The sequence below is a fragment of the Streptomyces clavuligerus genome (assembly GCF_005519465.1).
GTDB classification, from domain to species: domain Bacteria; phylum Actinomycetota; class Actinomycetes; order Streptomycetales; family Streptomycetaceae; genus Streptomyces; species Streptomyces clavuligerus.
In genome coordinates this window covers 5,906,202-5,918,206 of the sequence record NZ_CP027858.1, presented here as the reverse complement: position 1 = coordinate 5,918,206, position 12,005 = coordinate 5,906,202, and the positions used below count along the sequence as shown (strand labels likewise).

Genomic DNA, 12,005 nt, shown 5'->3' with positions numbered 1-12,005 from the left:
GACGGTGTGTTCGCGCCACTCCCCGCGCCTTCTGCGGCGTGGTGGGGTTCAGGGTGCGCGCGGCAGCGGGGACACTGGGGGTGGCGGGGATGCCGGAAGACCGGGGGCCGGGGGGACGCGGGGCGGCGATCACTCACTCCCGCCCACGAAGCGGCCCCGGGCGGACGGAGGCGGTGCCCGGGCAACCACGCGGGGCCGCAGGGGCATGAGACGCAGTGGAGCGGTGGTACCGGGCGGCGGTCGGCCGCGGCCCACCGGGAGACATGGGGGTTGTGGGGAGTGAGCAGAGCCATGGAGACGGACGGGTCCCACGGGGAGGGCAGAGCGCGACGGGGCGCACCACCGCCCCTGCGGCCGTCGCTGTGGGTGGAGGAACCCACGGGGCTTCGCCGGTTGCCCGACCCGGTGCGCACGGCCGCGGTCCGGGCCGTCCTCATCGTCTCGCTGACCATGATTCAGGCGATGGTCGCCTTCTTCTGCACGCTCGCGGGGTCCTGGCTGGCCTTTCCGATGGTGCTCAGCAGTGTGGCGAGCACCGTCGCGGCGACCTGGAGCGTGCTGGACGTCTGGGTGACGCGTCAGGCGTGGCGGCAGCGCCACGGTGTGGTGTCGGAGCCGAGCAGCAGCGCGCGTCAACTGCGGCGGGAGCGCCGCCGGGAGCGGCGGGAGGTCCGTCGGCGGGCCCGGCGGGACGCGCGAATACGACCGCGGAGGCGGCTGCCGGGCGCTCGGGGGCAATCGGGGCACCCGGGTCCTGGACAGCGGATCTCGGAGCTGTCGGAAGCCTGATGCCCGGCGGGCCGTCGGCCTTCCTCCGTCCTCGGTCCGGCTCCGGCCCTGGCGGACAAGGGCCCGGCCCCGCCGGGTGGGTCCCGGCGGGGCGGAGGGCTCACCGGGAGGTCGGCCTTCCGTCGTCCGTCGGCGCCGGTGCTCCGGTGGTCTGTGGACCGGGGTGCTCCGGCTCGGCCGGGTTCCCGGCGGGGACGGTCTGGGAGCGTTTGAACATCCGGGTCGCGGTGATCTCACCGTGCACGGCGTCCCCCGAGGTTCCCGGCTGGGGCAGGCCCGGCCGCAGATGCTCCTCGACGCTGATGTACTTCAGCCCGGCCCGCAGATCGGCGTCGTTGCGCAACCGGATCACCAGGGGGAACTCGGCCAGGGCCGTGGTGTCGAACAGCCCGGTCGTGTAGAGCAGCTGGACCCCGAGGGCGTCGGAGACCGCGCGCTGGAGTTCAAGCAGATAGGTCGCGTTGGCCCGGCCGATGGGGTTGTCGAGGAAGAGCGTGCCCGCGTGGCGGTGGCGGTCCCTGCCCCGGTCGTTGCTGCGCAGCGCCGCCATCGTGCAGTAGAGCGCGATGGCCGCCGTGAGGAGCTGACCGCCGGAGAAGACATCGCCCATCTGGCCGACGGGGACGCGTTCGGCGCGCAGCACCGCGTCGGGCTTGAGGATCTCCACGGCGATGCCCTTGGGTTCCAGGGACGCCTGGACGCCGCGCAACAGCAGGGACATGCCGTCCCGGCGGCTCTCGCCGTACGCGGCGGCGGAGTTCTTCCGCACGGCGGAGCGGGTCGCCTCGTCGATGACCTCGCCCAGCCGTTCCGCGAGGGCCGCCTGGTCGGGTTCCTCGAAGCGGATGCGCAGGAACTCCTGTCCCGACCACTCCCCCAGCCCTTCGGGGAGCCGGGAGAGCCGCTGGGCGGAGCGCAGGGTGGCGAGGGCCGACTCCACCAGGCCGCGCAGCCGGTCCACGATGGTGTCGCGGTTGCGCTCAAGCTGCTGGAGCTCGTCGGTGAGCACCCGCAGCCGGGGGGCGAACGCCTCCGCCCACTTCTCCGCGTGCTCGGGGAGGGCTGTGGCGGGCAGCTCCCGGATCTGCTGGCGGGCGGGGGTGCGCACCTGCTCGTACCGGGTGGAGTTGGCGTGCCGGACGAGGACGTCGCTCGCCTCGCGGACGGACGCCTCCGCGGCGGAGAGGTCGGCGGCACAGCCGCGCAGGGAGCGGCGGGTCTCGGCGGCGGACCGGCGGGCCTCGGCGAGGCTGCCGGGGTACGGCTCCGGCCCGTCCTGTGCCATCTCCTCGTCCTCACGCTGCTCCCGCAGCAGATCGCGCAGGAGGGCGGCGGTCTCGTCGAAGCCGCCCACCGCGTCCTCGGCGGCGCGGTGCGCCTGGAGGAGGGCGGTGTGGGCCTCGCGGGCGGTCTCCAGGGCGTCGGTGCGGGCCGCCAGTTCCGTGGTGGCGCCGCGCAGCAGGGTCTGGGCGTGCTCGGCGTCGGCGGGGGCGAGGTCGTCGGGAAGGTCGGTGTGCGCCTCGGCCTCGTCGGCGGGGGCGAGGCGTTCGGCCTCGCCGCGGAGCCGGCCCAGCTTCTCGCTGGCCTCGGAGGCGCGGGTCTCCAGCATCTGCACCAGGGACTCGGCGCGGGCGGCCGCGGCCTGCCGGGAGGGGCCGTCGGCGCCGTCGGGGCTCTCCAGGAGCTGGGCGGCGCGGGTGCGGACCTTGTTGGTGAGCCGGTCCAGCTCGGCGAGGGCGGCGCTCTCGTCGCTCTCGGCACGGGCCTGTTCGGCGCGGAGGTCGGCGCCGACACCGACCTTCTCATAGACCTGGGAGGCGGCGCGGTATGCCTCGCGCAGGGCGGGCAGGGGGATGCGCGGGGCGTCGGGGTCGGCGGCGGGGAGCTGCTCGGGGGCTCCGGCGATCTCCGCGCGCTCGGCCCGCAGGGCGCGGGCGGTGCGGTGCGCGTCGTCGGCCGCGCGCTGGGCGGCCCTGCGGTCCTCGTCGGCGGCTCTCGCCCGCTCCAGGCAGGTGACGGCGCGGGCCTCGGCCTCGGCGGCCTCGTCGGCCAGTTCACGGAGCTTGACCTGCCAGCCGGCCCGTTCCCGCAGCCGGAAGGCGAGTCCGGCGAGGGCGTCGGCGGCGCGGCGGGCGCGCTGGGCGGTGTCCTGGCGTTCCTCGCGGACGCGGGCGGCCTCGGCGGCGGCTTCGTCGGACTCCGCGCGCAGGGTGCGGGCCTCGGCCAGCTCCGCGCGCGCCGTCCCGGCGGCGGTCCGGGCGGCGGCGGCGCCCTCGGCCAGCTCGGTGAGCATGCCGGGCGGGCAGTCCGCGCGCCAGGAGCCGATGCGGGCGGCGAGCGAGCGGTCCCCGGCGAGCCGGGCGGCGAGCGTCCGTATCTCCTCGTCCCGTGCGGCGGCCCGGGCGCGCAGGGTCTGCCGTTCCTCGTCGGCGGCGTGCTCGTCGTGCATGGCCGGGTTCGGCGGGACGAGGAAGACCTCGGTGTCGTCGCCCTGCGGGGGGACGGGGGCGAGCAGCGCGGCGGCGGTCCCCACGGCCACCGTGGACCGGGGCAGGAGGGCGGCACCGGCGAGGGCCGCGCGGGCGCGGGCGTGCGACGCCGGGTCGGTGATCACGACTCCGTCGACCAGCTCGGGACGGGCGGCGAGCACGGCGGCGTGGTCGGCCGGGGCGACGGCCTGGGCCAGATAGCGCCACCCCGGGAGGGCGGGGATGCCGTGCTCGCCCAGGAACTCGACGGCCGCCAGCACATCGGGCCCCGGCGGCAGCAGCCCGCCGTCGCCGAGGGCGCCGAGAATCCGGGCGTCGTCGGCCGCCGCGGTGCGCAGGTCGAAGAGCTGGCGCTCGGCGGTGGTCACGCACTCGTCCAGCAGCTCGCGCAGGTCGTCGGCGCCGCGGTCGAACTCCTCGGCGGAGAGCGGGGCGCGCCGGGTGCGTGCGGGCGTCCCTGCGAACGGGTCGTCGGCGCATGCCTCGACGGCGGGGCCGGGCCCGGCGGGGGCGATGCCCGGGTCGGCCGTGCCGGTGCCCGGAACGCGGGTGTCCTGCGGGGACGTGGGCGCGGCGGTTGCCGTGCGAGGGCCCGGTACGCCGGCCGTTCCGGCGGTCGTGGAGCCCGTGCGAGGTCCGTGACCCCGGCTCTCCGGCGGAGTGCCGGCCGGGGAGTGCGTGGCGGCGGCAACGGGGGCGGAGTCCGCCGTGCCGGTGCCCGGAACGCTGGTGTCCGGCCGGGGCGTGGGCGCGGCGGTCGTGGAACGCGTGGCGTGCCCGTGGCCGCGGGCCTCCGGCGCGGCGGCAGCCGGAGGGTACGCGCCAGTGGACAGGCGGTCGGCGGTGGCGGTGCCCGAGGCGGCCGTGCCGGTGGCGGGTGTGCGGGCGTCCGGCCGGGACGTGGACGCGGTGTCCTGCCAGGACGTGGACGCGGCGGTCGTGGAGCCCGCGCGGGGTCCGGTGCTCCCCGGCGACGGGGCGGCCGGGGGGTGCGCCTCGGCGGACGGGCCATCGGCGCATGCTTCGGCGGAGAGGCCCGGGACCACAGAAGCGGACTCGCCGGAGGCGCCCGGAACGGCGGTGGTCCCGGAGCCGGTGGAAGCCGCAGCCGGGACGTGCGGGTCGGCGGACCGGGAAACGGACTCAGCGGAAGCGGTGCCCGGTCCAGCGGCGGCCTGGGAGCCGGTGGAGTCCACGACCGGAGCATCCGCCTCGGCGGGCGGGGCCGGGGGCGGTGTGGCGTCGATCCGGGCGTGGACGGCGCGGGGCCGGTCCTCCGCCGCGACCGGGCTGCGTTTCCGCGACACCGCCGCGGAGTTCCCGTCGGCGGGGAAGGGCTCTTCCGCCGCCGGAAGCTCGTCAACCCGGATGTGCACGGCCCGGCGGCGGTGCTCGGCCGCCACCGGGCCGCGCTTCGGCGGGCGCGCGGCGGCGGGGCCGGTACCGGAGCCGTGAGCGGGGCCGGATTCGGGTTCGGGTTCGGGTTCGGGAAGGCTGAGCAGTTCGGCCAGGCGCGGTTCGGCGGCGATGGCGGCGGCGGCACGGTGCTCGGCCTCGTACGCCTGGTCGGCGGCCTGGGCGGCGTCGGCGGCGCGCGCCGCGGTCAGCTCGGCGCGGGACTCGGCGGCGGTGGCCTCCCTGGACCGCTCGGCGGTGACCCGGGCCGCCTCGCGGGCGGTGTCCCAGGCGGCGACGGCTGTCTTCTCCGCGTCGCTCGCGGCGAGCGCGGCGCGGGCGGGGTCGGCGTCGGGTGCGGTGTCGTCGAGCCAGCCCGCGCGGACCGCTTCGGCGGTCTCCTGCTCCACCTCCGCGAGGCGCTGCCGGAGGTGGCCCGACTCGCTGCGGGCGCGCTGCGCCCCGGTGGCGGCGGCGGTGGCGTCACGGTGGGCCGCCTCCCCCGCCTGCTGGAGCACGGCGGAGCGTTCCTCCTGCTCCTGGGCGAGGCGTTCCCCGCCCTCGGCCGCCGAGTGCAGGGCGCGGACGAGGTCGGCGGCGGCACGGGCACGGGCGGCGAGGGCGGGGGCCGCGTCCCGCTCGGCCTCGCGGATCGCGGCGGCGACCCGGGCGGAGCGGTCACCGGCGGCGCGGTGGCGGAGCACGGCTTCGGCCGCCTGCCAGGCGGAGTGGAGGGTGCGGGCCTCGATCAGCTCACGGCGCTGGGCCGCGGCTCCCTTCTCCCCGGCGGTCAGGGCGAGTGAGGCGTGCCGGTAGGCCAGTTCGGCGGCGACGAGCGCGCTGCGTCCCCGGCTGTGGTCGGCCGCGGTGACGGTGTGGGCGGCTGCGGTGACCTGCTGGGCGAGGTCGGCGGCGCGGGTCCGCTCGGCCGCGGCGCGGACGGCGAGCCTGCGGGCCAGGGCGCGGGTGCGCCGCTCGGCGCCGGTGTGGACCTCCCGGGCGCGGGCGCGGGACTCGGCGGCCTCCACGATACGGCCGAGCAGATCGACGGAACCGGCGGTGAAGTCGCGTTCGGCGGTCAGCTCCGCCCGGCGGCCGAGCTTGTTGCCGAAGCCGCTGACGAGGTCGGCGAGGCCGTCGGTGTCCCGGGTGTCGGTGACGGCGCGCAGCAGCAGATCGGTGAAGTCGGAGTCCTTCTTGACCGCGAAGAGGCCGGCGGCCTCGCCCTCGTCGGCGTTCATCTCACGCTGGTAGCGGAAGAGTTCGGGGTCGAGGCCCAGCTCGCCGAGGTGCTCGTTCCAGCGGTCGTGGATCTCCTCCCAGACGACGTCGAGGTGCGGGTAGAACTTGCCCGCCTCGGTGATCGCGTCGCGGAAGCCCTTCATGGTGCGGCGTCGGCCCTGGGCCCCGGAGGAGCCTTCGGCGGACGGGCGGACGGCGGTGGACTCCGCGACGGGCAGGGAGTCGAGGCTCAGCCCGGGGCCGGGGCGGAAGGAGTACCACGCCTCCGCGAACTTGCGGGGGTCATTGGAGACCTGGCGGCCCCGCCACTCGCTGACCTTGCCGACGACGACCAGTTCGCCGGTGAGGGTGTGCTGCCACTCCAGGGCGACATGGCCGCAGTCGTCGGCGAGAAGGAACTTGCGCAGGACGCCGGAGCTGGCGCCGCCGAGGGTGTTGCGGTGGCCGGGCAGCATCACGGAGAAGATCAGCTTCAGCAGGACGGACTTGCCGCCGCCGTTCTCCAGGAAGAGGACGCCCGCGGGGGCGGGGCGGCGGGGCGGACCCACCGGCTCCGCCGCGAAGAACTCCGCCTGCGCCGGGGCGGGGTTCGGCACCGGTTCGCCGACTCCGCGCAGGTCCAGCACGGTGTCGGCGTAGCGCGCACCGGCGGGCCCGATCGAGTAGAGGCGGACGCGGGACAGCTCGTACATGGCGGCGGACTCTCGTGATGGGAAGATCGGGCGGTCGGTACGGGGGCGGTCGGCGGTGACCGGTCCGGTGCGGCGGTGGCCGGTGGTGCGGTCAGGCGTGGAACGGGAGCCCGGCGTCGGCGGCCAGCTCCAGGTCGTCGCCGTCGGGCGGCGGCAGCAGGGTCGCGGTGCCGTCGCTGACCGGGACGACGCCGAGTTCGAGCAGTTCGGCCATGGCGGCGCCGCCCGCCAGATCGCGGACCTGGAGCTGGTAGCGCGCGGTGGTGCGGTACGTGCCTCCGGCGTCGTCCCCGGTGCGCTGGAGGAAGCCGGAGTCGGTGAGGAAGACGACGGCCTTGCCGACGATGCCGGTGGTGGACCCGGCGAGGCGCCGGGCGTCCTTGGTGGCGCCGGTGGCGCTGCGGCGGGCGTAGACCCGCCAGGCGGCCTCCAGTCCGGGGGCGCCGGAGGTGGGGTCGGTGTTCTCGCCGTCCTCGGCCGCGCGCTCTTCGAGCCGGCGGCACGCCTGGCGGACGAAGGCGTCGACGCCGTTGACGGTGATCCGGCCGATGTAGCCGTCGTCGGCGAGGTCCTCGGGGCGGGGGAAGGCCATGGCGGCGACCGCGAGATGGGCCAGGCCGTGCAGAAAGCGGTCGGCGGAGTCGGCGGACGCGCGGCGGGCGTAGTCGCCCATGCGGACGGCGAAGACGGAGTCCTCACCGGCCGCCAGGGCCATGCCGGCGCGGGGCGACACCTCCAGGACGACGAGACCGAGGCCGGTGGCGACGGCGTCGGCGAGCCGGGCGAAGGGGGTGTCCTCGCGGTAGCGGCGGAGCAGATCGGCGTATTCGGCGTCGCGGGCCGGGAGGAGTTTCGGCTGGAGTCCGAAGGAGACCAGCCGGGCGGCGTCGGCCGCGTCGGCCGGGGTCAGCCGGGCGGCGGGGGCCGTTCCGGGGCTTCCCGCGGATGCCTCGGCGGTGGCCGGGTCACGCCAGGGGTCGCGCTCGGCGTGCGGGTCGGTCACGGGTTCGGCTCCTCGTCGCGGTGGTGTCGGTGTGGCGGAACGGATGGGAGTGGCGGGGCGGACGGCCCGCGCCCTGCGGTGCGGGCGGCCGGGGCGGTGCGACCGACGCGGGCGGACGGTGCGGCGCAGTCGGCTCGTGCGGCCTGGGAACCCGGTGCGTCGTGGGCCACTCGTCCGGCGCGGGGGCCGCCGCGGGCCGGGCTGTGCGGGCCCGGACGAACACGGACGCGGGTCGGGGCGGCTGCGTCCAGGGCCCGCGCCGGGCGGTGCGGCGGCGCGGGACGGCGTCGCGCGCGGGCCGTGCCACCGGGGCGCGGACGGTCCCCGGCCCGGCGGTACGAGCGCGGCCGGGCGGTCATGCGCCCTCCGTACGGTCCGCGGCCATGCCCACCGCGTCCAGCAGTGCGGTGCCCACGATCAGATCGGCTCCGCCGAACTCGTGGTCGTCCAGCTCGGTGCCGTCGTCGACGGCGAAGAGCAGGCGCTCCTCGCCCTGCCGGTAGGCGGTGCCGACCGGGGGGCTGGCCGCGTGGACGGCGAGGAGTGCCACCAGGTAGGGCAGGTCGGGGTCGCGGCGGCGCGCCTCGGCCAGCAGCCCGGAGAGTCTGCGGGGGGCGTCGTGCTCCAGGGTCAGCAGCTCCATGGCGCTCGCGAGCTGTTCCTCGGTGAAACGGCTGTCGTCGGGGGTGGCGATCAGATCGGGCTCGGGCATCTCCGCGCCCAGGTGTTCGCGCTCCACGGGCGGGGTCAGCAGCAGTTCCACCAGGTCCCCGACGCGGACCGCCGACGGGGTGCGCGGGCCGGTGCCCCGGGCGAAGAACGCGTCGGTGACCCGGATCGCGGACTCCAGGGGGAGCGGCAGCACGGGGGCGACGAGCTGGCCGTAGAGGTCGAGGCCGGTGCGCGCGGAGGGCCGGGCGAACGCCTGCCGGTCCTGCTCGGCGCGGAAGAGGGGACCCGCCTCCAGCAGCCGGGACTGGAGCTGGGTGTGGCGGCGTATGCAGTCCTTGACGATGTCGACCAGCTCGGCGGCGCGGCGCTTGTGCTCGGCCGTCTTCGGGTCGGACGCGGTCTCCATCTCGTCGCGCGCCCGGCGGATGTTGGTCAGGATCGCGTTCTCGTGGCGGTAGCGGTCGGCGACGTGGTCGAGCGCTTCGGCGATCATGTCCGGGACGGTGTTCAGCCAGTCGACCGCGCGGACGTTGCGCCGGGTGGCCTCCAGGGTGCGACGCAGGGTCTCCGCGTACTGCACGGTGCGGTAGCGGGCCTGCTCGGCGGCGAGCTGGGCGTCGGCCAGCCTGCCCCGGCTGACGAGGATCTCCAGCTTGACCTCGGCGGCGATCTGCGCGCTGGTGACATCGGTGTCGAGGGCTCCCACCAGGACGTTGACCGCCTCGTCGGTCGTCCGGAGATAGACCGCGCCGCCGTGGCCGGGGACCTCCTCGACCAGCTTGAAGTCGTAGTCCCGCCGGGTGTAGACGCCGTCGGGGCCGAAGGTGCCGTAGACGGCGCGGAAGCCGCGGTCGACACTGCCGACGTTGATCAGGTTCTCCAGGACCCAGCGGGCGACCCGCTCGTGTTCGGCGGCGGGGCGGCCGGGGGCCTGGGCCGCGACCCGGGGTATCAGCCGGGCGACGACCTGATCGTGGTCGGCGCCGGTGTCGAAGTCCATGTGGAGGGTGACGAGGTCGATGGCGGCGAGGGCGACCTCCGCCATCGCGTAGACCGAGTACTCACCGGCGAGATTCGCCTTGCGCGTGTCCAGGTCGTGCAGCGGCGCGGTGCAGGCGAGCGCGCGCAGCCGCCGTGCCAGCCCCTCGTCGGCGGCCGGGCCCGGTGCGGGGCGCGGCCCCGCGCTGAGCTGGGGCGGAACGAGGTCCGGCGAGGCAGGCGAAGTCACGTTGCACAGATTAGGTCCTCGCACTGACAACGGTCGAAACGGCGGCCGACCGGTCCCCGGGGCACCCCGGCCCCGCCGTCCCGCGCCTCCCCCGGACCCGCCGGATGGCTCGCCCCGCAGCGGGGACCTGAGGCCCGCGCCGCTCCTGCACCACCTATTCACACCACTTCACACGCTTATAGGCGATTCAACCGCCATAGGGAGATATATCGACTGCCGAAGTCGAGCGGTCGGGCCGCTCCGCGATCCCCGGAGCGCGCCTCAGACGTCCTCCTCCACGACCAGATGGGCGTAGGTCTCCACCATCTGGGCCCGCGAGTCGTCGAGGTACTGGGCGAGCAGCCGTTCGGCGTCGGTCCTGTCCCCCGAGCGCAGGGCCTCCAGGATGGCTCGGTTGCGGACGAGGTAGGGCTGGTGCAGTCCGCGCGGATCGTCGACCACGTGGAAGGCGAGGCGCAGCTCCGCGAGGACTCCGCGCATCAGCTCGTCGGTGCGGGCGCTCCCGGCGAGGGCGACGAGTTCGCGGTGGAAGTGGATGTTGGCGGTGGAGACGCCCTTCCAGTCCTGTTCGAGCGCGGCCCGCTCGCCGCCGTCGACGGCGCCGTCGAGCCCGTCGAGAGGGTAGGGCGGCTCGCCGAGGTCATGGACGACGGCGCATTCGACCAGGAGGCGGGTGCGGTAGATGTCGATGACGTCCTGGACCGCGAGTTTCCGGACGAACACCCCCCGGTTGAGCCGGTGGATGAGCAGCCGCTCGTGCGTCAGCAGCCGGAAGGACTCCCTCAGGGTGTTGCGGGAGACGCCGAGGGCCTTGCCGATGGCCTCCTCGGAGAGCCGTTCCCCGGGCTGGAAGTACCCTTCGGCGATCCGGGTGCGGAGAATGTCCGCGACCCGCTCCACCGTGCTGGTGCGCCCCAACAGCGCTCGGTCCCCGGCCAGTTCGCCGAGCCCCCCCGTGTGGTCCGTGGCGCCCGGCTCCGTCGTCCTCACGGCACTCCCTTGGTTGTCGCCGCCGGTCCAAACCGGCGCACGGTCTCCATCCTAGAAGGGGGAACGAGCCCACACGCCCCTTGTCGGATCGTTGAACAATCCCCTACGTTGAAACGACCGCACATCTCTCCCACGGCATGGGCCGGCGGCACCATCTCCCCTTCTGCGAGGTGCAGATGAGCACGACCAAGACGGAGCCGGACACCGGCGCGCCGCACGAGGACACCGGGGCGTTCGCCTGGCTGAGGGCGCTCGGCCCACGGGGCCGACGGGCCTTCGGGGGCGCGTTCGGAGGCTATGCCCTCGACTCCTACGACTACTTCACGCTGCCACTCTCCATGGTGGCCATATCCGCGTACTTCAGCCTCGACAACGGACAGACCGGGCTGCTCACCACCGTGACCCTGGTGGTCTCGGCCGTGGGCGGCGCGCTCGCGGGCATCCTCGCCGACCGGATCGGCCGGGTGAAGGCCCTGATGGCCACGGTGATCACCTACGCGGTCTTCACCGTCGCCTGCGGCTTCGCGCCCAACTACGAGACGCTGCTGGTCTTCCGCGCCCTCCAGGGCCTCGGCTTCGGCGGGGAGTGGGCCGTCGGCGCGATCCTGGTCGCCGAGTACGCCTCGGCGAAGCACCGGGGCCGCACCCTCGGGGCGGTGCAGAGCGCGTGGGCGGCCGGCTGGGGGCTCGCCGTGCTCGTCTATACGCTGGTGTTCCACTTCCTGGACGACGACATCGCCTGGCGGGTGATGTTCTGGACGGGCGCCCTCCCGGCGCTGCTGGTCATCTATGTCCGGCGCCATGTCCGTGACGCCCCCGAGGCCGCCGCACGGCGGGCCGCCAGCGCCGAGCGCGGCTCCTTCGGCGCCATCTTCCAGCGGGGTCTGCTGCGCACCACGCTCTTCGCCACCCTGCTCTCCACCGGGGTGCAGGGCGGCTACTACACGCTGGCCACCTGGGTACCGACCTATCTGAAGGACGAGCGGGGCCTCTCGGTCGTGGGTACCGGCGGCTATCTCGCCTTCCTGATATCCGGGGCCTTCATCGGCTATCTCACGGGCGGCTATCTCACCGATCTCATCGGCCGCAAACGGAACATCGCCCTCTTCGCGGTGCTCTCGGCCTTCGGGGTGCTGGCGTACGCCCAGATACCGGAGGGTGCCGACGGAGTGCTGCTCGTCCTCGGCTTCCCGCTCGGCTTCTGCATGTCGGCGATCTTCAGCGGTTTCGGCTCCTTCCTCAGCGAGTTGTACCCGGCGGAGCTGCGCGGCACCGGTCAGGGGTTCACGTACAACAGCGGCCGTGCGGTGGGGGCGTTCCTGCCGACGCTCGTGGGCTTTCTCTCCGAGAGCTGGGGGGTGGGCGGCGCGCTGGCGCTGGGGGCCGTGGGCTACGGCCTGGCGGTGGTGGCGCTGTGGGGGCTGCCCGAGACCCGGGGCAGGGAACTGCTGTGACCGCGTATCGGGCCGCGTACCGGACCGCATCGGTGCGGCCGTCGGAGACGG

Annotated in this window: 6 protein-coding genes; 2 read left to right on the top strand and 4 right to left on the bottom strand. The window is 75.3% G+C overall.

All coding sequences use genetic code 11. The features are described 5' to 3' along the window. The first annotated feature begins 291 nt into the window (after positions 1-291). Positions 292-789, top strand: a complete 498-nt coding sequence (locus CRV15_RS25020; protein WP_009995454.1) for a hypothetical protein — start codon at positions 292-294, stop codon at positions 787-789. 100 nt (positions 790-889) lie between these two features. On the opposite strand, the gene CRV15_RS25015 is transcribed toward CRV15_RS25020, so the two are convergent. The 4 genes from CRV15_RS25015 to CRV15_RS25000 form a co-directional block, all read right to left on the bottom strand. Then, positions 890-6,607 (bottom strand): hypothetical protein, encoded by a 5,718-nt coding sequence (locus CRV15_RS25015; RefSeq protein WP_003959686.1) that lies wholly within the window; start codon positions 6,605-6,607, stop codon positions 890-892. A 91-nt stretch (positions 6,608-6,698) separates the two neighbouring features. Beyond that, the gene (locus tag CRV15_RS25010; protein ID WP_003959687.1) at positions 6,699-7,610 is read right to left on the bottom strand and encodes a hypothetical protein; all 912 of its coding nucleotides are present in this window, start codon (positions 7,608-7,610) and stop codon (positions 6,699-6,701) included. 355 nt (positions 7,611-7,965) lie between these two features. Then, on the bottom strand, positions 7,966-9,510 hold the full coding sequence (locus CRV15_RS25005) for a hypothetical protein (protein ID WP_003959689.1): 1,545 nt from the start codon (positions 9,508-9,510) through the stop codon (positions 7,966-7,968). A 261-nt stretch (positions 9,511-9,771) separates the two neighbouring features. Then, on the bottom strand, positions 9,772-10,500 hold the full coding sequence (locus CRV15_RS25000; protein ID WP_003959691.1) for a GntR family transcriptional regulator: 729 nt from the start codon (positions 10,498-10,500) through the stop codon (positions 9,772-9,774). Positions 10,501-10,676: 176 nt separating this feature from the next. On the opposite strand from CRV15_RS25000, the gene CRV15_RS24995 reads away from it, so the two are divergent. Continuing rightward, positions 10,677-11,954, top strand: a complete 1,278-nt coding sequence (locus CRV15_RS24995) for an MFS transporter (protein ID WP_029182840.1) — start codon at positions 10,677-10,679, stop codon at positions 11,952-11,954. The last annotated feature ends 51 nt before the right edge of the window (positions 11,955-12,005 follow it).